The sequence below is a fragment of the Micromonospora sp. NPDC049559 genome (assembly GCF_040676675.1).
Classification (GTDB): Bacteria; Actinomycetota; Actinomycetes; order Mycobacteriales; family Micromonosporaceae; genus JBFAPK01.
In genome coordinates, this window is record NZ_JBFAPK010000002.1 from 582,761 (window position 1) to 602,373 (window position 19,613).

Genomic DNA, 19,613 nt, shown 5'->3' on the forward strand with positions numbered 1-19,613 from the left:
ACTCGCGACTCACTCAGTGATTCTGCACTCGTAGGGCCGCTGCCACGACCCGTACGGTCACCCGGGCGACCACGAAAGGACCCACGAATGAGCACCTCGGCCGTGTACGTCATCACCGGTGGCACCCGCGGGATCGGCGCGGGCGTTGCCCGGCAGCTGGCCGGCGTTCCCGGACGCGCGTTGCTGCTCGGCTATCGCGGCAACCACGACCGCGCCCGCCAGGTCGTCGCCGACCTCGACCGGCCGGACAGCCCGGTGCGGGCACTGCCCTGCGACGTCAGCGATCCGGCTCAGGTGAAAGACCTGTTCACGTCCGCCGACGCGATAGGCCCGCTGGCCGGACTGGTCAACAGCGCCGGCATCCTCGAACAGCAGTGCACCTTCGACCAGATCACCCCGGACCGGTGGGCCCGGATCCTCAGCGTCAACGTCATCGGCCTCGCCACCTGCTGCCGCGAGGCGGTGGTGCGGATGCGCGACAGCCCGCTACCGGACCGGGCGATCGTCAACATCTCCTCCAAGGCCGCGGACCTGGGCGCGGCGGGCGAGTACGTGGACTACGCCGCCAGCAAGGCAGCCGTGGACACCCTGACCCGGGGCTTGGCGCTTGAGGTGGCTCGCTACGGCATCCGGGTGACCAGCGTGCGCCCCGGAATCATCGACACCGAGATCCATGCCACCGGCGGCGACCCCGAGCGTGCTCACCGGCTGGGACCTCAGCAGCCGCTTGGTCGGGCCGGTACTGTCGACGACGTCGCGAGGGCCGTGGCCTGGCTGCTGTCGTCCAACGCCGGCTTCGTCACCGGTACCACCCTCGACGTCACCGGCGGACGCTGACCAGCTACCGCACCCGCCCCAGGGACCGGTCATGACACGGGAGATAGTGATTCTGGCCAGCGCCACCGGCACGGCGCTGAACGCGGTCTACGTTTGGCCCCAGGTCACCCGGGCAGCCCGGACCACGGCGGGACTGGCCACCGGTACCGTACTGCTCGGCTGCACGGCCCGGCTCGCCTGGACCTGTTACGCAGTCATCCAGCACGACCCGGGACTGTTGGCCGGGCAGACGCCACCGGCGCTGGCCTTCCTCACCCTCGCCGTCTTGGTGATCGTCCGCCAGCCCGCCCGCAGAACCCGCGTGGTGACCGCACTCGCCCTGGGCAGCGCCGCGACCCTCGCCGCGGCGTGGTACCCACCGCTGCTGGCCACCATAGCGATCGCCACCGCCGCCGTGACCGCCGTGCCGCAACTGTTCGGGCCATTCACCCCAGGCGCCGCCGCGGGCGTGTCAGGGCACACGTACGCCTTGGCCGCCACCGCGAGCGCCATCTGGCTCAGCTACGGGCTTCTTACCGCGAACCCGACCGTCTACCTGACCCACGCCCTGATCCTGCCCACCAGCGTCCTCGTCGCGATCCGGATCCGACTCGCCCGCCGCCGAGGACCACCGCTGTCACCAGCGCTATCGCTTAGCTAGCACGGGCCGTCAGTACCAGGACATCGTCATACCCGCGTCCGCGCGAACGGCCGCGTTGTACGTCTCCTTGAGGTCGGCGAAATACAGCCTGAAGTACTCCTCGTCGTCGCCATTGACGTTCTCGGTCGTTCGTAGGCCCGTCATGAACTGCTCGACAGTGACGGACGAAAGGCGCCCCCAAAAGGCCCTGACCTGCTCGGGGGTGAGCCGGCCCACGCATCCTTCCTCCGCCCCCTCGGCGTCGACGCCGTCCGGACCCCCCACCCCGTGAACGATCTCGTCGCCGTCGAGCCCCAGTGCCTCCAGCCCTACGCGGAGGTAGTACGCGCTCTCGTCGAGGTCGTAGCTACCAAGCTTCTTTCCGTCCCTGACGACGTCGATGTAGATGCAGACCCCCACGATCGCCTCCCTCGTACACCGTGACCTGACCTTCGGCCAGCATAAATGTGTGTGGATCTTCGGGGTGACCGGTACGTGGCACGGCCGCGCGACAGTGGGCGGTTCGTCGATGCCCGCTCCGAGCGGCCGGATTGGGAGAAGTCCCCGCCCTGTGCTGGTCAACCTAGGCGGCGAGCACCCCGAGCCCGAGCCCGAGCCCGACGATCCCACCACCAACGCAGACTCGGCCACCACACCAAGCGAAAGATCAAGGGACGTTGGAGTATTGGAGCAAACGATCTTCCGCGACAGGCCACTTCCGCACCAAGGCCCGCCGCTACTGCATCACCTTCCAATTCCTGCGGGACGCCCGCGTCACCATCCGCCGCGACGAGGACCAGGCCGCCAGGCAATCCGAAATCCGCGTTGTCGACCCCCCGACGGCGCCACCCTCGTCGTCGGCCCGCTCACATTCGCCGGAATCGGCTGGCACACCACCGGAGATGCCCCCCAGCACCGCCGCCGCCTGGCGCTGGCGCTGTTCATCGTGCCGTCGGTACGGAGGTGGCGACACGGCCACGCCGGGCACACGCCACGACGACGAGCATCGCGACCGCGGCCAGCATGGCCCAGTACAACGGCTCCAAGCCGTGCCGGGACAACGCCGTGAACAACGTGCCGCCGGAGAACGAGCCTAACGGTTCGCCGACGGCCATCGCGATCTGCAACAGGACAAACGCCTCGATCACGGGACGGCTGCCCGAGATTTCGGCGAACGCGGTGCTGACGAACGGCGTGAAGAACGTTTCCGCGATCGAGAACACCACGACGGCCACGAAACAGCCCGCAATCAAGGCACCAAGACCGGCCATGGACGCGAACGCGGCCGCGAAGATGCCGACGCCGATCAACAGGAATCGCGTCGGCGGCATTCCGGTGTCCAATCGGCGATTGGCGTGTGCGGAAACCGGAATCTGTACCAGCACGACGAGTACCGCGTTGGCGGTGAAGAACGACGAACGCAACAACGGCGACGTGGTGATCGAGCTGATGTGCAATGTCAGCGCCGAGAATAACTGTCCATAGAGGAACCACCCGGCAACGGTGATCGCCATCACTGTGCGCACCTGCGGTTCGGTGACGATGGAGCGGATGGCACCCAGCACCGTCGCCTTCCGCTCGTCGTTGTCGCCCGCGCGCACACCGGCCGGTACGGCGAACGCGACGGCGACGGCGCCGATCGCGTACAGCGCCGCCGGCACCAGTACGGTCAGGCCGTGTCGGTCGCTGCTGAACAGCAGGTTCGCCGCGATCGGGCCGACGGCCGCGGCGACGTTGACGGCGACCTGCACCGCGGAGAACGCCGTGTTGCGAGCCGCGGCCGAGGGCAGTGCCAGCGCGATGTACGTGCGCGCCATCAGCGTGTTCACACTGATCCCGGTGCCCGCGAGCGCGAGGCAGACCAGCGTGGGCACCGGACCGGACGCGACCGCCAGCAGGCCGAACCCGATGGCCGGGATGAGCAGTCCGCCCGCTGTGGCCGCGCGGATGGTCAGCGTGCGCAGAATGCCGCCGAGCAGCAGGCAGGCCACCCGGACGGAGAACGCCAACGTGAACAGCGCGGTGCCGACGAACCAGGCGGACGAGTGCCGCGCCTCCGCGAACAGCAGCGGAAGCGTGGGCAGCAGGGTGTAGTAGCCAAGATTGGCTACCAGATAGTTCAGAAAGACAGCGGTACTGACTTTTCTGACCTCACCACGCTCGACTGGCTCGATGACCTTGTACGTGTTACTCGCCACCCGACTCGCCCCTAATCGCCTGTTTTGCCGGCACGGAACAAGCAGCATATCGAGCAGGTGGCCGTACACTATGCTCCAGTTTTGTGGCTGTCGAGTGGACCAGTTCGCTGGATCTCATCATCGACCTGAACCCCAGCCAGGGGATCCGGCAGGGCATCGAGACCGCCGTTCGCGACGCGATTCGGGATGGCAGGCTGCGGTTGGGCACGACATTGCCGTCCACCCGCGCGCTGGCCCGCGACCTCGGCGTCGCGCGCGGCACGGTCAACGAGGCATACAGCCAGCTCGCGGCCGAGGGATACCTGCTCGCCCGGCAGGGGGCCGCTTGCCGGGTGGTCTGGGTGCCGCCGCCTGCCGAGGAATCGACCGTGCCCGCGACCGAGGAGACACGCCACTGGGATCTGCGGCCAGGCCGGGCGTACAGCGCCAGCTTTCCGCGCCAGGTCTGGGCGAAGGCCGTCCGCCGCGTGCTGCGAGACATCCCGGACGAGGCACTCGGCTACGGCGACAGCCAGGGCACGTTCGCGTTGCGTGACGCCCTGACCACGTATCTTGGTCGGGCGCGAGGCGTGCGGACCGACCCGGGCCGACTGCTGGTGTGCAGCGGTTTCACGCAGGCGTTGACCGTCGTCTGTGGCGCGCTCCGGGCGATGGGCGCCACGACCCTGGCCACGGAGAATCCGAACGCGCCCCGGTTCCGCGAGATCGTCCGACAGATGGGTCTGGACGTGGTGCCCGTACCGTGTGACGAGGACGGCCTGCGGGTGGACCACCTGGCTCATCGGTCGGCAGATGCCGTGCTGGTGACGCCGGCCCACCAGTACCCGCTGGGCGGGACATTGTCCGCAGCACGCCGCGCCGCGCTGGTCGAGTGGGCGCGGGACAACGACGCGCTGATTATCGAGGACGACTACGACGGCGAGTTCCGCTTCGACCGGCATCCGGTGGCCGCGCTCCAGCAGATGGATCCCGATCACGTGGTCTACGCGGGCACGGCGAGCAAGACGCTGGCGCCCGGCATCCGGCTCGGCTGGGTCACGCTGCCGCCCGCCATCCGGGAGGCTGTCATCGCCGAGAAGGACCGGCTGGACCGGGGCAACAGCGTGCTGGACCAGTTCGCGCTGGCCGAGCTGATCGGCTCCGGCGAGTTCGACCGGCACGTCCGCCGGATGCGGGTCGTGTATCGGCAGCGCCGCGATCAAGTGCTCGATGTGCTGGCGGAACGAGTGCCGGAGCTGCAGGTCAGGGGCATCGCCGCCGGTCTGCATCTGGTCGCCGTCCTGCCCGGCATGACCAGCGAGGAGCAGGTGCTGGCCGAGGCGGAGCGGAACTCGTTGCTGCTGCACTCGCTCACCGAGTACTGGCACGAGCCGGACGGCGACCGGCCGCAGGCAGTGATTGTCGGCTACGGAACCCCGGCGGGACACGCCTTCCGGCCCGCGCTGCAGGCGCTCGCGTCAGCCGTAAGCGCCGCGATGGTCACTCCACGTCGAATACGACCTGCGCCTTGAGCTCCGCGATCAACTTGTCGACCTCCTCAGCCGTGTCCGCACCAACCACGAACGCGCCGTGCCGGCCGAACGCGTCCGCTACCGGGTGGACCACATCCCCAGGCGCGATCGTGAGATCGGCAGCCAGCACGTTCGGATGAGCGGTCAGCTCCGCCCAGCCGTGGACGGCACGCAGATTCCCCGGCGGGCAGAACAGGAACTCGGCACCCGCGGCGCCCCGCGATGCCGGGACGAGTGCCGGCGTCGCGCCGAGTAGGTCGTCGACAAGCGTGCCGTAGAGCTCCAGTCCCGGGCGGGTGTGCTCGACGAGCGCATGGATGAAGTCGCCACCGGGCCGGTCGTGTAGTTCGCCGAGCACGACTCCCTCGTCGGTGGTCCAGAACTCGACGTGGAAAATGCCCCTGGCGATGCCCGCGGCGAGCAGCGCGCGCTGGACGGCATCGACCACCTCGACGGTCGTGGCGTGGTCCAGCCCGGCGGGCACCCGGTGGCCGACCTCGACGAACCCGTCCGCCACGGACTTGCTGGTCAACGCCAGCACCTGCGGCACGCCACCGACCATGACGCCCTCGGCGGAGAACTCCTCGCCGGACACGAACGTCTCGATCAGGAACTCCGTCCGCGCCGGCAGCGAGCCCATCGCCGACGGCGGCGCGCCGAACCTCGCCAGCGCGGCGGGCAGGTCCGCGACGCTGTCGAGCCGCGAGACGCCGATGCTGGCCAGTCCGTTCCGCGGTTTGACGATCCACGGGCCGGGCGCGTTGTCCCGCATGAACCGCTCCGCGTCCTCGGCCGACTCGCAGAGGGCGACCGCCGGCTGCCGGAATCCCGCGGCCCGCAGGCGTTCCCGGCACAGGTCCTTGTTGCGGATCAGGTTGACGGCCTCGGGACTGTTGCCGGCCAGGCCGAGTTCACGTGCCAGGACGGCGGTGGAGAACACGGCGAGTTCGCGAATCGTGAGCACGGCGTCGATGTCGGTCCTCGTCGCCGCCCATACCGCGCAGGCCGCCGGGTCGTGCACCTCGAGTGGCACGATCTCGTCGACCCGGGCCAGTTCCTCGGCCGAGGCGTGCTCCAGGTTCGCGGGCGTGTCCGCGCCGATCAGCGTGATGCCGCGCCGCCTGGCCTGCTCGCTCAACCGCCGGATCTGGTCCCTGCCCCAGGACGTGAGCACCGTGTTGCCGATGACGAGAAGCTTCGGAGATGCCATAGAGCCAGGCTAGGCATGGACGGCCCAGGGCTCATGCGCCAGTGGCCGGCGCCGCCGGTGGACCAGTTGAGTCGGACACCACGACGTAGCGGGCGGCGGCGCGGGCAACGCCATCGTCACCCGGCCGGGCGACCGCCTCCGCATAGATCTTTCTCCCGTGCACGACGTGCAACTCGTACTGATGTGCAACATCGCACCGACCGGCGCGGACCGGTGGTAGTCCCGCGACGGCCGGGTGAGCCTGGCTCTGCCCGGCGCGCCGATCTGGATGGGTGAACCCCTCGTCAGCCTCGCGCTCAAGGTTGCCGAGCGTAGAGCGATTCACCCGCCTCTACAAGAGCATGAAGCTCGGAGTCTTCGCACTCGTGTTTCGCGGCCGGCACAGAGGCGGTCAGCCCGCACCCACCAGCGAAGCGTCCGCAGTCGAATGGTGGTTTCCAAACCGGGTCAAGGCGGAGATAGGCGAAGCATTCGCCATCCGGATCATCGACGCCCTCGCACCCGACAAGGGCGTCCGCTTCGCTTCCACGACGGCATCCACCTACTAGACTGACCCGCCCACGCCGCCGGCCGGCTCACCCGGAGGCCAAAACGGTCAACGCTGCCGACAGTGCGGCGAGTCGTCTGCCCCGCCTGATGATGCTCGATCCTGACACGCTTTTCCACTCCTGAACGGCTAGGTTCCTTTCCCGGCCTGGCATAGCCCAGACTCGTGCCCTGCGTTGCGCTCGTTCCCGGCTCGGGTTCCCGGACTAAGAGTGAAGCCGGAGACGATGACCGCTGACTGACCGTTTCCTCTCGTGACGGCTAGCGATCTACGATGCGTAGACCGCCAAGCCGTGCGACCGGCGGATGATCGAGCGCGCCTGGGCGGCGTCCGGGTCCCGGCCGCGCGGGTCACGGAACGACAGCCGGTCGAAGCGGCGTTCACCCACATGACGTCGAAGATCAAAACTTTTGGGTCCGGTTCGGGCACGTGAGCCACCGTGAGCCGCGGGTACCGGTGGGCGAGCCCACGCAGCCGGCTGAGAGCGTGTTGTCGCTATGCGCGAGGTCGTGGCCGAGTCTGTAGCCGGCTTCGCGCCCTCGGCCCGCGCGTTGTCGAAGCAGCAGAGCGTGAACGCGTGCCCGGGCAACGCCTCCCGGTAGAACGCCAGCAGGGCCGGGTCGACCCGGGGTCGCTTGTGCCGGGGCACCCGGACAGCGCGTCGGTGATCAGCGTCGGATCGACGGCGAGCACCACCGGGTAGACGCTCGAAGACCTCGACCTCGTCGGGCTTCCACCCCATCCAGTCGATACCGGAGTCGACCGGGAGCGGACGGACGGCGTCGAGCATGCTGGGCAGCACGCCGGCGTGCGATCCCGCCGGGACGAAGTGCCGCGGGTCGAGCCGGCGCGCCGGCAGGTGCAGCAGCATCGCGTTGGGCCCAGCGGCCCGGTTCGTCGCCGTGTTCTGGTAGCCGAGCACCTCGATCGGGCCGCACCGCGGTGCCGGCGGCGAGCGCCGTACAGGACCGTTCCGGAAAACTCGGCGAGGTCGAGCGACACGCACACGCCCGCACCGTACCGGAACGGCCAGTTGGAAGGGCTCAGCGGAACAGGTGGTCGAGGTAGTAGTCGATGGTCTCGGTTGCCTGCTGGGGGGTGCGCAGGCCGAGGACGACGGGTGGGCCCTGGGAGTCCGCGATGCCGAACAGCAGCTCCGCCTCCCGGGCGGGGTCGCGTTCCGGTGCGATGTCGCCGGTTTCCTGAGCGGTACGGATGAGGCCCGCGAGCAGGTCGAGCAGGCGGGGCAGGCCCTCGATGTAGAGGGCCCGCAGCTTGGGGCTGTCGATCATCCGGATGAGGTAGGCCACCCCGACCAGCCACTCCCGGCGGCGCTGGCTGCTGTCGGGGATCATCTGGAGCATCAGCCAGCGCAGCGCTTGCCGGGGTGTGGGGTCACCTTCCGGCCATGACTGCTGGTTCCAGCGCTGCTGGATCAGCCAGTCCTGGTACTCGATCGCGTAGGCGAGCAGGTCGTCCTTGCTGGCGAAGTAGTGCTGGATGCGCCCGATCGAGACACCTGCCTGTTCGGCCACCGTGCGCAGGGAGATCGCTTCCAGTCCCCGCTGCGCAACGATGTCCAGGAGTGCCTCGGTGATGTGATCCCGGCGGGCCTTGTGGTCGACCTGTCGCGGCACCCTGATCGTCACCTTCCCTTCCTCGCGGTTTGCGCTTCTGGCCGGATCACCTTACGGTTCAGGTAGCAATACGATCATATTGTAACGTCCTCGTACTCGAAGGAACGGAAGTCGGATCATGCGGAAACCCTGCCCCCAGGCACCACCCAACCCCCGTCGTAACGGTGGATTCATGCGGCTCACGACGGGCTTTCCGGGCGGTGTCGCAGCCGTGTGTGCAGCGGTGGCCGTCGTCCTGGCCGGCTTGGCGTTCGGGCCGCAAGGCGCCCAGGCCGAGACCGGCCCGAGCACGGTGACCACCGATCAGGGCCGCCTCGAGGGCGTCATCACCCACGGCGTCACCACCTTCCAGGGCATCCCCTACGCGGCGCCGCCGGTGGGCGAACTGCGCTGGCAGCCCCCGGCCGCCCCGACCGCCTGGAATGGCGTCAGGAACGCGGCCAAGCCCGGTCCGGCCTGCGCCCAGCCCGAGGTCGAGGGCTCCTCCGAGGACTGCCTGTACCTCAACGTCACCACCCCCTCCACTACCGGTAGACGGCCGGTCGTGGTGTGGCTGCACGGAGGGGCGTTCAGCTCCGGCTACGGCGCCCAGTACGACGCGACCCGAATGGCGAAGCAGGGCGATGTCACGGTCATCACCGTCAATTCACGCCTGGGTGCCCTCGGCTTCTTCGCCCACCCCGACCTGCCCGACTCCGGGGACTATGGCCTGCAGGACCAGCAGGCCGCGCTGCGCTGGGTGCGCGCCAACGCCGCAGCCTTCGGCGGCGACGCAGGCAACGTCACCCTGATGGGCGAGTCCTCCGGCGGCGCGAGCGTGTGCGCCCAGCTCACCTCACCCACGGCCACCGGCCTGTTCCAGCGGGCGGTCATCCAAAGCGGCTCCTGCCTGCAGAACTGGCCCAAGAACACGATCGCGCCCGGCGACCCGGCCTCGGTCTACTGGGCCCCGGTCCAGGAACTCGCCGCGAAGGGCCGAACCGCGCTGGGCTGCCACACCCTCGCCTGCCTACGCGCCAAGCCAGTCCAGGAGGTGCTCACCCTCAACGGCCAGTTCCACCAGCCCGCCTACGGCACGGCCGTCCTGCCCACATCCCCCTCCCGAGCACTGGCCGCCGGCTCGTTCCACCGCGTGCCCGTCCTGCAAGGCAACACCCGCGACGAGCACCGCCTGTTCGCCGCCCTGTTCACCCTGGACGAACCCATCACCACCGCCCGCTACCACGCCCTGCTCACCGAGACTTTCGGCGAGCAGGACGCGGCCCGCATCGCGAGGCAGTACCCGCCCGGCGCCTCGCCCGCCCTGGCCTGGGCCGCGGTCAGCACCGACCGCAGCTGGGTGTGCCCCACCCTCACCGCGGACCGCCTGCTCGCCCGGCACGTGCCCGTCTACAGTTTCGAGTTCGCCGCCAGCGACAACCCGCTCCCCGACCTGCGGCCCGACTTCCCACTGGGCGCCTACCACAGCTCAGAGCTGCCCTACCTGTTCGGCATGGGCGACGTGCGCCTGAACGCCGAGCAGACCAAGCTGTCCGACCGCATGATCACCGCATGGACCACGTTCGCCAGGTCCGGCACGCCCGGCCACGGCTGGCAGCGCTATCCGTACACCATGCGACTGACCCCGGCCGCCGACACCGCCATCAACGCAGCGGCCGAACACCAGTGCGCGTTCTGGACGACGCAGCCATGACCCGGACGGCACCGACAGAGACACGCCCGCCAGAAGCCCATCACCGAAACCCCTATGGAGGAACACTCATGAACACCGACGACACCCCTCTCGCCGAGGCCGGCTACATCGCGGCCACCGCCGACGAACTCGCCCGCACGACGGGAGCGGACAAGGCCGCAGCCGGAGTCAGCCAAAAGGTCCTCTTCCGGCGCCGCGGGCGCATCGCCTTGTACCCCGACCGGCTCGTCCTCACCGACTGGTCCGACACCGGCGACCTCACCCTCACCCGCACCGACATCACCGCAGCCCAAACCCGCTTCACCAAGCTCTACGGCCGCTTCATCGGCGGCCTCCTCAACGCCGGCAAGCCCCTCATCCTCACCACCACCAACCCCTTTGCCGGCGAGATCTACCTGCTCATCAACCGCCACGAGTTCATGGAGACAACCGACGACAGGAAATGGGAGAAGCGGATCAACGACTGGCGCGCCAGCCAACTCCGCTGACACAGCCCTGCATCCGCACCGCCGCGAGCCTCCCGGTCAGGCCCGTGGCGGTGCGTACTTCCCGGTCGAGCCCCACAGCAGCCGGGGCCGGGGGCGTCGGCGCGGACGTCGACCCCGAGCGGGTCGGCCGCCGGGTGGCCAGCCGCACCGGAACGCACGGCGGGTACGCACAGCGGACGCTCGTACCGGCCAACGGCCTGGTCCCGGTGCCCAACGCGGTGGAGCTGACCGGCACGGCGGCGCTGCTGCACGACGGGTCACCGCCCCGGGCCTGGCTGACGTGGTACGCATCGAGCCGGGCGATCGGGTCCTCGTGACGGCGGCCGGCGGCGGGCTCGGCGTGCTGCTGGTGCGGCTGGCGCTGACGGCGGGCGCCCGGGGCGCCGCCAAGCTGCGGCGGCTCGCCGCGTCGGGCGCCAGCATGGACTATCCGGAACCGGACCCGATCGCACAGACAACACCTTGGCCTGACCGGCGACGACGCCAGCCTGACCGCCGCGCGGCTGCCCCGCGCGGAACTCAGCGACCTGGCCGACCTGCTGGCCACCGCCCGGAAGGGCACAACCGGCGCCGACCCGTCAGATGGCCCGGCTGACGATGACTGGCCGGTGGTGCCGGCCGCGCCGGAGCCCGAGAGGTGGGCCGAGGGTACCGACGCCGCCGGCGGGCTGCTCGCCGCCCCGTACGCCGCTACGACCGCCGAAGCCAAGGAGCCCGAAGAGCCTGTCGCGGGCGATCCCGTCGAACTCGAGGAGCAGGCCCTCGCCGATGCCGCCGCCAGGGCTCTATCCACTGAACTCGGCGCGTCGCCGGAACCCAACGACGACGGCGACGCCGCGAGCGCCGACGAGACCCGTACCGGCCATCGTCGCACTGCCTTCCCTGCCCTTGCAGACTCGGCGGCGCGTGACCTCGCCGATCCGCCGCCGGCACAACGACCCGGCCCTGGACGCCGACGTGCGACGGTGGTTCGACGATGACCCGGCCAGTCCCCGCGTCGCGATCCTCGGACCGGTCACCGTCGAGGCGCCCGGCCGGGTGCCTTCCGAACGGGTCCGCTTCTACGCCGAGATCATCACCTACCTGGCCGCGCGTGGAGAGCGCGGCGCCACAACCGACCAGTTCGACGAGGCGCTGTGGCCGGGCCAGCAGGTCAAGCCCGCCAGCCGGCGGGTTGACGTGTCCCGCGCGCGGCGCTGGCTCGGCCAGACCGCTGACGGCGAGCCATGGCTTCCGGACGCCACCAGCGACCGCCGGTACCGCCTGCGCGAGGGCTACTTGCTCGACTGGGACCTGTTCCGGCGCCTGCGCAGCCGAGGCGAGAGCCGGGGCCCGGCCGGCACGGGAGACCTGCGCCAGGCCCTCGCCCTGGTCCGCGGTGCGCCCCTGGCCGGCGCCGACGTGGCCTACTCGGCCGTGGCCCGCAACCCCTACACCTGGCTGCCCACCTTTGACATCGAGCCGCGCCACCTGACTTCCGGGATGGTCGACACCGTGTACCGCCTGGTCGAGCTGTGCCTGGACGCCGGCGACATCGCCGGCGCGCGGTGGGCAGTTGAGCAGGCGTGGCTGGCCGACCCGGACCGGACCAGCGACATCACCTGGCGGGATCTGCTGCGGGTGGCCGCCGCCGAGGGCAACACCGCTGAGCTCGACCAGATCCTCGACCAGCGAAAAGTAGAGGTACGGTTCACCGGTGACCATGGCGGAGGAACTGGCCGACGCCGTGCAGGGACGCGACCACTGGCACCTCGACGACTCCGCCGCCCGGTACGCCCCACCCGGATCAGGAGCGAACGTCCGAATCCAGCTCGTGGCGCAGCCCACCCGAAGGTCCGCAACATCGGCGCCAACCCGCGGGTCTCCGTCCACCTCGAGCTTGACCGGGGCGCCGAGCGGGACGGCGGCGTCGTGACGGTCGAAGGCGTCGCCCGGATCGACCCGCGACCGCTGTCCGCCGACGAAACGGCGGCGTATCTCGCCAAGTACGCGGACACGCCGCGCGCCGCCGGGCTCAGCGCGGCCGACTTCCTCGCGTCGTACTCCACCGTGATCCGCATCGAGCCCACCCGGACGCGCGTGTACTGAGGCCGGCAAGCCGCCCCCATCGAGGATGAGGGCGGCCGTCCGATCCGGTCAGGCGACGGTGCGGGGTTGGGTGGAGAGTCGGACCTGGCTCCAGCCGCTGTCATCCACGGCACCGAGCCCGGTCAGATCCGACCCGTTCAGGTCATAAGGATTCTCATCGACGTACCGATACAACGAGCCGTCCGACTTGTGCCCGAAGTAGACACCCCCACCCGGCGACATCAAACTGTCGAACACCTGCCACGTGGACGCCTTCAACACGGCACTCGTCCAATCCCCCGCACCACGAACCCGGTACGACATCAACCGCCCGTCAGCCACCGTCCCCGCGATCCAATCCGGACCCGTCGTCGTCAACGTCCGCAACGTGAACCCCGCATCAATCACCACCCGGCTCGTGATGTTGCCCGCCGCCGGCTTCGCCGCCGTCACCGTATACCGCTGCAACACCCCATCCGCGATCCCAAACAAATGACCATTCCCGTCGTACGCCAACAGATCATGCGTCCACCCCCCGCCCAAATACACCGGAGCACCGAACGTCAACGACGTGTCGTTCGTAACCACATCCACCCGATACAACCCACCCGTCGGCGACGTCACCAAAATCGTGTTGAAGTTCAACGTCGCCATCGCCCGCGGCACGAACCCCAACGACGCCCCCGACACCACCGCACCATGCGTACGCGCACCGGCGGCCACATCCACCACCGAATACGTCAACCGACCATCCGCCAGCACACCGTAGATCGACGCCGTGCCCTGGGGACCGCCGCCCCACTGGCCGAAGTCGGCGGCGTGCGCCTCGTCGCGGTCACAGTCGACGCCGTCGACGGTGATGCCGTTCAGCACCTGGCGCAGCTGCGCCCGGGAGTCCCAGCTGCCACCGGACCAGGCGTAGGTCTGCCATCCCCAGGTGACCTTGGCCGCGTTGAACAGCCGGCTCGTCACTCCGTACCCGCCGTAGACGCCGGTGCGGCCGCGCCCGATCACCGACGCGATGCCGTCGAAGTAGGAGTTGATCACGCTCTGCTGTGCCGACGTGGCGTCGAAGTCGACAGCGAAGTAGATCGGTCTGGTCGCCGGCATTCCGCAGGCGACCGCCTGGCGATTGGCTTCGGTGGCGTTCGCCGCGCCGGCCGCGTAACCGTCCAGCGCCTCGCCGGCCGAGGTCTCCCAGACGCAGACGAGGTCGAGGCCGGCGGCGCGGAGGGCGTCCGCCTCGGCCTTGGTGAGGTTCTTGCCGGAGGTGCTCCGGCTCAGATAGCGGCACACGAACGAGTACCCGGAGGAGACGATCACGCTGGGCCGTGGCCGACCCCAGGCGTAGTCGATGCCCAGGCGCAGCGCGGTGGTGTCGGCCGAGGCCGGGCCGCTGCCGAGGGTGAGCCCGGTCGCCGAGCCCAGTGCGGCGGTGCCGAGCGCGCCCAGCACCGTACGGCGGGAGAGCTGCTTCATGGCGTGCTTCACTCCTAGGCGACGGTGCGGGGTTGGGTGGAGAGTCGGACCTGGCTCCAGCCGCTGTCATCCACGGCACCGAGCCCGGTCAGATCCGACCCGTTCAGGTCATAAGGATTCTCATCGACGTACCGATACAACGAGCCGTCCGACTTGTGCCCGAAGTAGACACCCCCACCCGGCGACATCAAACTGTCGAACACCTGCCACGTGGACGCCTTCAACACGGCACTCGTCCAATCCCCCGCACCACGAACCCGGTACGACATCAACCGCCCGTCAGCCACCGTCCCCGCGATCCAATCCGGACCCGTCGTCGTCAACGTCCGCAACGTGAACCCCGCATCAATCACCACCCGGCTCGTGATGTTGCCCGCCGCCGGCTTCGCCGCCGTCACCGTATACCGCTGCAACACCCCATCCGCGATCCCAAACAAATGACCATTCCCGTCGTACGCCAACAGATCATGCGTCCACCCCCCGCCCAAATACACCGGAGCACCGAACGTCAACGACGTGTCGTTCGTAACCACATCCACCCGATACAACCCACCCGTCGGCGACGTCACCAAAATCGTGTTGAAGTTCAACGTCGCCATCGCCCGCGGCACGAACCCCAACGACGCCCCCGACACCACCGCACCATGCGTACGCGCACCGGCGGCCACATCCACCACCGAATACGTCAACCGACCATCCGCCAGCACACCGTAGATGGAGGCGTTGCCGGAGACGTCGTCAACGATGTTCTTGTAGCGCAGCGACTTGTAGGACGACGTCGGGTGCCCCTCCAGGGTCGCGCTGCTGAACGAGGCCCCGGTCCGCTTCACCAACGGCGTCGAGCCGAAGCTGTAGTACCAGAACCGGGTTTTCGCCGTGTCCTCCCAGCCGCCGAAGAGGATGGCGTGGTACGGGTAGCCGGACTCGGTGTCGTAGACGTCGTCGAGAAGGTCGCCCGGCTTGAGCTCGCTCCGGCTGATCGCGAACGTGTACGTGGAGTCGTCCAAGCCCTGCGTGTTCGGATCGGCGTTGAGGTGCCAGGCCATGCCGACGAAGCCCGAGCAGTCGCGCCGGTACTGGCGCGACCGAATGCCGTCCCACGTGTAGGCCGACTGGTTGTAGGTCAGGTCGGAGTCGTACCGGCGGTTGTACCAGTCGGTCGCGCGGCTGATCACCTCAGCGCGGGTGATTTGGCCGCCGAGCGACGACGCGGCGTGTGCGGGTGCCGGTGCGCTCATCGAGGTTAGGGTCGCGGCCACCACTCCGAGGGTGGCGGCGACCGAGGCGCTCATCGCCGTGGCTGTCAGCCGGCGGAGCGCTGTCTTCAGCGTCATGGGCGCAGAGTCTGGCGCGGCCGTCCACCCGGGCAACAGCGACAACCTGCACAGTCGACCTACACATTCGACGTAGCGGTGAGCGAGGGGCCGCGGTGGTGCGCTGTGGGCGAAGGGCCGGGGTCGCGCTCGCTGCGCAGTCGCAGCGCCCGCTCATCGAGGCCGAGGTCGCGCAGGATCTCGTCGCATGTAGAGCGGTGCTGGGCGGCGGTGGGCTCGCCCAACGCACGCAACGTCACGTCGAGGCGCGCGTGCACGCGGGCGGCCTCCAACGGCAGTCGCAGCCGCTGCCAGGTGCGCAGGGCCCGGTAGAACGGCGCCAGGGCCGCGTGGAGGTGCCCGCGGGCGAGCGCGAGGTCGCCCAGCGACCGGGCCGCGTACGCGGTGCTGCCGGCGTCGCCGAGCTCGTCGAACATCGCGAGCGCCCGGCCGACCAGCGTGCTCGCGATGTCCCACCGGCCCTGGCGGGTCGCCAGCTCACCGAGCCGCAGCTCGGCGTAGGCCAGGGCCGCCTGGTGGCCCGCCGCCCGGCAGAGCTCCACTGCCTCCGCGAGCGCGACCTCCGCCTCCGCGGTGCGCTCGAGGTCGGCGAGCACGTCGGCGTGGGTGAGCAGCCGCAGCGCCGTCATGACCGGAGCACCCGCGGCGCGCTGGATGGCGACGGCCCGCTCCGACAACGGCAGGGCGTCCCGCGGCCGGCCCGCCTCGGCGTAGATGGCCGCGACGGACGACAGCGCTGTGGAGGTCAGCAGCGGGGTCGAGCCGTCGCAGGCCGCCAGGGACCGCTCGTAGAAGTCGGCCGCCTCGCCGAGCCGGCCGCGCCGTTTCGCGTACAGGCCGGCCTGCGTCAGGGCCCGGATCAGCAGGTCGGGCTCGCCGAGCGCGCGAGCCGACGCGAGCGCGTCCCGGGTGAGATGAGGCATCTCGGCGTCCAGGTCGTGGTCCAGGAGGGTCGAGAAGAGCGTCTGCGCGAGCCGCAGCCGCAGGCGGTCGGGTTCCCCCGACCGCCGGACGCCCAGCGCCTCGCGCAGGGTGCCGAGGCAGTCGTCGCGGTGACCGCGTACCCGGAGAAAGCCGGCGAGCCGCAGGGCGAGCGCGCCCGCGATCTCCGCGTGACCGAGCCGGGACGCGCGACCCACCGCGGCCACCAGCGTGCCGCGCTCGGTCTCGAACCAGGCCGCCGGCGCGACCCCGACCGCCGGGGCGGCGCGGGGCGGGGCCGGGTCGGCCGGCAGTCCGGCGCCGTAGTCGTAGCCGTGCCCGAACGCGTCGTCGGCCACGCCGGCCAGCGCCAGCCAGGCCCGCAGCAGCCCCTCCGTGATCCGGTCGAGGTCGGCGGAGCGCTCCTCGGCCCGGGCCCGCTCGCGGGCGAACTCGGCGATGAGGTCGTGCAGGCGAAACCGCTGCTGGCCGACCGCGTCGACGCCCACCGGCTCGACGAGATGAACGTTGACCAGCTCGTCCAGCATCGGCTCGGCCCGGCCACCGCAAAGCTGGTCGGCGACCCAGGCCGGCCAGTCCGGCGCCCAGTGCAGCGCGAGCCGGCGGAACAGCCGCCGCTGCGGGGCACTCAGGGCCTGGTAGCTGAGGCCGATGCTGGCCCGGACGTCGAGATCGCCGACGGACAGCGCGTCGAGCCGGCCATGCTCGGCGGTGAGCCGGCGGCCCAACTCCGCGACCGACCAGTGCGGTCGCACGGCCAGCCGTCCGGCGGCCACGCAGATCGCCAGCGGCGAGTAGCCGCACGCGGCGACCACCGCGGCGGCGGCCGGTTCGTCCGCGATCCGGGCGGCGCCCGCGATGCGGGCCAGCAGGCGCGGCGCGTCCTCGGTGCTGAGCGCGGGCACCGTCCACCGGGCCGCGCCCAGCAGCGCGCCCAGATGCCGCCGGGACGTGACGATGGTCGCGCAGCCCTCGGCCGGCGGCAGCAGCGGCCGGACCTGCTCCTCGGCGGTGGCGTCGTCGAGGACCAGCAGCATCCGCCGGCCGGCGAGCAGGCTGCGGTACGACGCGAGCCGCTCGTCGGGGTCGGCGGGCACCTCCGCCGGTCGCACGCCGAGCGCCCGGAGGAACCGGCCGACCACGACGTGCGGGTCGACCGGCTGCTCGTGCGCACCGCGCAGGTCGGCGAAGAGCTGCCCGTCGGAGAACTCCTCCGCGAGCCGGTGACCGACCGCCAGCGCGAGGGCGGTCTTGCCGATCCCGCCCGCGCCCACCAGCAGCACCGTGTGCCGGTCGACGGCACCGGTCTGCCGCAGCCGCGCGGCGATCTCGTCGACCAGCTGGTCGCGACCGGTCAACGCCGCCGGCGGAGGCAGCTGGCGGGGCAGCGCGCCGCGATGCGGTTCGCCGGTCGGCGCGGCCGGGGGCGACGAGGGCCGGACCGCGGCGGCGGTGAACGCGTCTCTGCGCTCACCGTCGAGGCCCAACGCGTCGGCGAGGCGGGTGATCGTGTGCTGGTGCGGGAAACGGCGGGTGCCCCGCTCCAACGCGCCGACGGCCTGGCTGCTGATCGACGCCCGTGCCGCGAGCTGCTCCTGGGTGAGGCCCGCGTTCCTGCGGCTTTCGCGAAGCAGAGCACCGAACGAGTGCACCACGAGCTGTCACCCCTCAACCCCACGACGTCACGCGGCTCATCGTATCGACCCGGCGCCGCTCAGCGGGGACCGTCGATAATGGTCGACGGGCGCGGACGTGGGCGGTTAGGTTTCCCCGCGTGAGTCGGATCGTGTCGGTCAACCTGGCTGTGCCGGCGCCCAACCCGACCAAGGGCGTCGGCGTCACGGGCATCGACAAGCGGCCGGTCGACCATCTGGTGACCGTCCGCGCGCCGGGGCCGAAGACGACTGAAGTGACCCCTTGAGACCGGGCACCTCCTGAATTGGCATCCTGCTGAGGAGGAGGAAACCGCCAGAGGTGCCGGCGATGGTGTCCGCCGCCCAGCGGGCCGAGCTGACGAAGTGCTCAATCAGGGCGCGCACGTCCCAGGACGCGCACGGGGTCGGCCGGTCGAGTTGGTCGGGCCCGGCCTTCGACAGGACCGCCTGGGTGCTGGCGAAGGCCCGGGCGAGTCGGTTGTCCGGCATTAGTCCACGCTCCTCTCCCCGCAGCCGATCCGCAGGGTCAAAAGGTAGACCTCGCATCCGCCGGAAAGGAATCGGCGGCCTGCGCACTTCGCCGAGCGGTTCGCCCGAGGTCAAATTTGACCGGCGCGTCAGCGGGTGCGTATCGCCGCAGGACGAGGCCGAGGCTCCAGTCCTCCTGCGGCGTGCGCGGGCCTCGCAGGCCCACACGAGGTCGGCGGCCATGCCGGCGGCGGCGTCGGGCAGGTCGACGTACACCCGAGGCCGGGAGTCGTGCGATCCATGCCGCGACATTGGAAGATCCTCAACCAGGCCGGGCTCGACCCCGTACCACGACGCAGCGGACCCAGCTGGAAGCAGTTCCTCACCACTCAGGCGCACACCATCCTTGCCTGTGATTTCTTCACCGTCGACACCGTGTTCCTGAAACGGATCTACGTCCTGTTCTTCCTCGAGCTTGCCACCCGACAGGTACACATCGTCGGGCTCACCGCCCACCCCACCGGCGCCTGGGTTACCCAGCAGGCCCGTAACCTGCTGATGCACCTTGACCACCGTGCGGACCAGCTCCGGTTCCTGCTACGCGACCGCGACCGCAAGTTCACCGCGGCCTTCGACACGGTGTTCACCGCTGCCGGTATCGACGTGATCCGCACCCCACCACAGGCACCACAGGCAAACGCCTTCGCCGAACGATGGATCGGCACCGTCCGCCGCGAATGCACCGACCAGATCGTCATCATCAGCGAACGGCACCTCACCGCGGTGCTGGACGAGTACAACAGCCACTACAACCAGCACCGACCGCACCGAGCCCTAGCGCAGCGACCACCGACCTCGACTCGACCAGCCATCAAGCGAGCCACAGGAGGGTCCAACGACGCCCCATCCTCGGCGGGCTGATCAATGA

Annotated in this window: 16 protein-coding genes and 2 pseudogenes; 9 read left to right on the forward strand and 9 right to left on the reverse strand. The window is 70.1% G+C overall.

Annotated elements, in window-relative coordinates:
- Positions 1-87: 87 nt before the first annotated feature.
- Positions 88-837 carry an SDR family oxidoreductase gene (locus AB0J86_RS05445; protein WP_363852922.1) on the forward strand — a complete coding sequence of 250 codons (750 nt, stop codon included), beginning with the start codon at positions 88-90 and terminating at the stop codon, positions 835-837.
- A gap of 31 nt (positions 838-868) precedes the next feature.
- Positions 869-1,477: a hypothetical protein gene (locus AB0J86_RS05450; protein WP_363852925.1), complete on the forward strand. Its 609-nt coding sequence runs from the start codon at positions 869-871 to the stop codon at positions 1,475-1,477.
- Between the two features lie 9 nt (positions 1,478-1,486).
- Here the strand turns inward: AB0J86_RS05450 and AB0J86_RS05455 are convergent, their stop codons facing one another.
- Both AB0J86_RS05455 and AB0J86_RS05460 read right to left on the reverse strand, forming a co-directional pair.
- Entirely contained in the window at positions 1,487-1,876 is a 390-nt protein-coding gene (locus tag AB0J86_RS05455; protein WP_363852927.1) for a hypothetical protein, read from the reverse strand.
- Between the two features lie 521 nt (positions 1,877-2,397).
- Positions 2,398-3,654 (reverse strand): MFS transporter, encoded by a 1,257-nt coding sequence (locus AB0J86_RS05460; RefSeq protein ID WP_363852929.1) that lies wholly within the window; start codon positions 3,652-3,654, stop codon positions 2,398-2,400.
- A gap of 83 nt (positions 3,655-3,737) precedes the next feature.
- Between AB0J86_RS05460 and AB0J86_RS05465 the strand changes: the two genes are divergently transcribed.
- Positions 3,738-5,165, forward strand: a complete 1,428-nt coding sequence (locus tag AB0J86_RS05465; RefSeq protein ID WP_363852932.1) for a PLP-dependent aminotransferase family protein — start codon at positions 3,738-3,740, stop codon at positions 5,163-5,165.
- Here AB0J86_RS05465 and AB0J86_RS05470 read toward each other — a convergent pair.
- The 3 genes from AB0J86_RS05470 to AB0J86_RS05480 form a co-directional block, all read right to left on the reverse strand.
- Positions 5,134-6,375: an ATP-grasp domain-containing protein gene (locus AB0J86_RS05470; RefSeq protein WP_363852935.1), complete on the reverse strand. Its 1,242-nt coding sequence runs from the start codon at positions 6,373-6,375 to the stop codon at positions 5,134-5,136. The two genes, AB0J86_RS05465 and AB0J86_RS05470, sit on opposite strands and share 32 nt — an antisense overlap.
- Positions 6,376-7,190: 815 nt before the next feature.
- Positions 7,191-7,844 carry a hypothetical protein gene (locus AB0J86_RS05475; RefSeq protein WP_363852938.1) on the reverse strand — a complete coding sequence of 218 codons (654 nt, stop codon included), beginning with the start codon at positions 7,842-7,844 and terminating at the stop codon, positions 7,191-7,193.
- A 121-nt stretch (positions 7,845-7,965) separates the two neighbouring features.
- On the reverse strand, positions 7,966-8,571 hold the full coding sequence (locus tag AB0J86_RS05480) for a TetR/AcrR family transcriptional regulator (RefSeq protein ID WP_363852941.1): 606 nt from the start codon (positions 8,569-8,571) through the stop codon (positions 7,966-7,968).
- Positions 8,572-8,731: 160 nt separating this feature from the next.
- On the opposite strand from AB0J86_RS05480, the gene AB0J86_RS05485 reads away from it, so the two are divergent.
- The 4 genes from AB0J86_RS05485 to AB0J86_RS05500 all read left to right on the forward strand — a co-directional run bounded on the left by AB0J86_RS05485 (position 8,732) and on the right by AB0J86_RS05500 (position 12,828).
- Positions 8,732-10,252: a carboxylesterase family protein gene (locus tag AB0J86_RS05485; protein WP_363852944.1), complete on the forward strand. Its 1,521-nt coding sequence runs from the start codon at positions 8,732-8,734 to the stop codon at positions 10,250-10,252.
- A gap of 68 nt (positions 10,253-10,320) precedes the next feature.
- Positions 10,321-10,740, forward strand: coding sequence for a hypothetical protein (locus AB0J86_RS05490; protein ID WP_363852947.1), 420 nt, complete (start codon positions 10,321-10,323; stop codon positions 10,738-10,740).
- A gap of 44 nt (positions 10,741-10,784) precedes the next feature.
- On the forward strand, positions 10,785-11,057 hold the full coding sequence (locus AB0J86_RS05495; protein WP_363852950.1) for a hypothetical protein: 273 nt from the start codon (positions 10,785-10,787) through the stop codon (positions 11,055-11,057).
- 589 nt (positions 11,058-11,646) lie between these two features.
- Positions 11,647-12,828: a hypothetical protein gene (locus AB0J86_RS05500; protein ID WP_363852953.1), complete on the forward strand. Its 1,182-nt coding sequence runs from the start codon at positions 11,647-11,649 to the stop codon at positions 12,826-12,828.
- Positions 12,829-12,876: 48 nt separating this feature from the next.
- Here the strand turns inward: AB0J86_RS05500 and AB0J86_RS05505 are convergent, their stop codons facing one another.
- From AB0J86_RS05505 to AB0J86_RS05515, 3 genes are read right to left on the reverse strand one after another with little or no spacing between them, the layout of a single operon-like run.
- Positions 12,877-14,286: a DUF1906 domain-containing protein gene (locus AB0J86_RS05505; protein ID WP_363852955.1), complete on the reverse strand. Its 1,410-nt coding sequence runs from the start codon at positions 14,284-14,286 to the stop codon at positions 12,877-12,879.
- A 14-nt stretch (positions 14,287-14,300) separates the two neighbouring features.
- Positions 14,301-15,620, reverse strand: a complete 1,320-nt coding sequence (locus AB0J86_RS05510; RefSeq protein WP_363852958.1) for a hypothetical protein — start codon at positions 15,618-15,620, stop codon at positions 14,301-14,303.
- 59 nt (positions 15,621-15,679) lie between these two features.
- On the reverse strand, positions 15,680-18,217 hold the full coding sequence (locus tag AB0J86_RS05515; RefSeq protein ID WP_363852961.1) for a tetratricopeptide repeat protein: 2,538 nt from the start codon (positions 18,215-18,217) through the stop codon (positions 15,680-15,682).
- A gap of 119 nt (positions 18,218-18,336) precedes the next feature.
- On the opposite strand from AB0J86_RS05515, the pseudogene AB0J86_RS05520 reads away from it, so the two are divergent.
- Positions 18,337-18,468: pseudogene (locus AB0J86_RS05520) on the forward strand (MOSC domain-containing protein); the annotation flags it as partial.
- An 82-nt stretch (positions 18,469-18,550) separates the two neighbouring features.
- Here AB0J86_RS05520 and AB0J86_RS05525 read toward each other — a convergent pair.
- A pseudogene (locus tag AB0J86_RS05525) lies at positions 18,551-18,997 on the reverse strand (maleylpyruvate isomerase N-terminal domain-containing protein); the annotation flags it as partial.
- On the opposite strand from AB0J86_RS05525, the gene AB0J86_RS05530 reads away from it, so the two are divergent.
- On the forward strand, positions 18,986-19,606 hold the full coding sequence (locus AB0J86_RS05530) for an integrase core domain-containing protein (protein ID WP_363852964.1): 621 nt from the start codon (positions 18,986-18,988) through the stop codon (positions 19,604-19,606). The pseudogene AB0J86_RS05525 and the gene AB0J86_RS05530 sit on opposite strands and share 12 nt — an antisense overlap.
- Positions 19,607-19,613: the final 7 nt, after the last annotated feature.

Coding starts and splice junctions, on each gene's coding strand:
- AB0J86_RS05530 (WP_363852964.1), top strand. CDS start 18,986: ATGCCGCGACATTGGAAGATCCTCAACCAGGCCGGGCTCGACCCCGTA.
- AB0J86_RS05485 (WP_363852944.1), top strand. CDS start 8,732: ATGCGGCTCACGACGGGCTTTCCGGGCGGTGTCGCAGCCGTGTGTGCA.
- AB0J86_RS05470 (WP_363852935.1), bottom strand. CDS start 6,375: ATGGCATCTCCGAAGCTTCTCGTCATCGGCAACACGGTGCTCACGTCC.
- AB0J86_RS05505 (WP_363852955.1), bottom strand. CDS start 14,286: ATGAAGCAGCTCTCCCGCCGTACGGTGCTGGGCGCGCTCGGCACCGCC.
- AB0J86_RS05450 (WP_363852925.1), top strand. CDS start 869: ATGACACGGGAGATAGTGATTCTGGCCAGCGCCACCGGCACGGCGCTG.
- AB0J86_RS05490 (WP_363852947.1), top strand. CDS start 10,321: ATGAACACCGACGACACCCCTCTCGCCGAGGCCGGCTACATCGCGGCC.
- AB0J86_RS05510 (WP_363852958.1), bottom strand. CDS start 15,620: ATGACGCTGAAGACAGCGCTCCGCCGGCTGACAGCCACGGCGATGAGC.
- AB0J86_RS05445 (WP_363852922.1), top strand. CDS start 88: ATGAGCACCTCGGCCGTGTACGTCATCACCGGTGGCACCCGCGGGATC.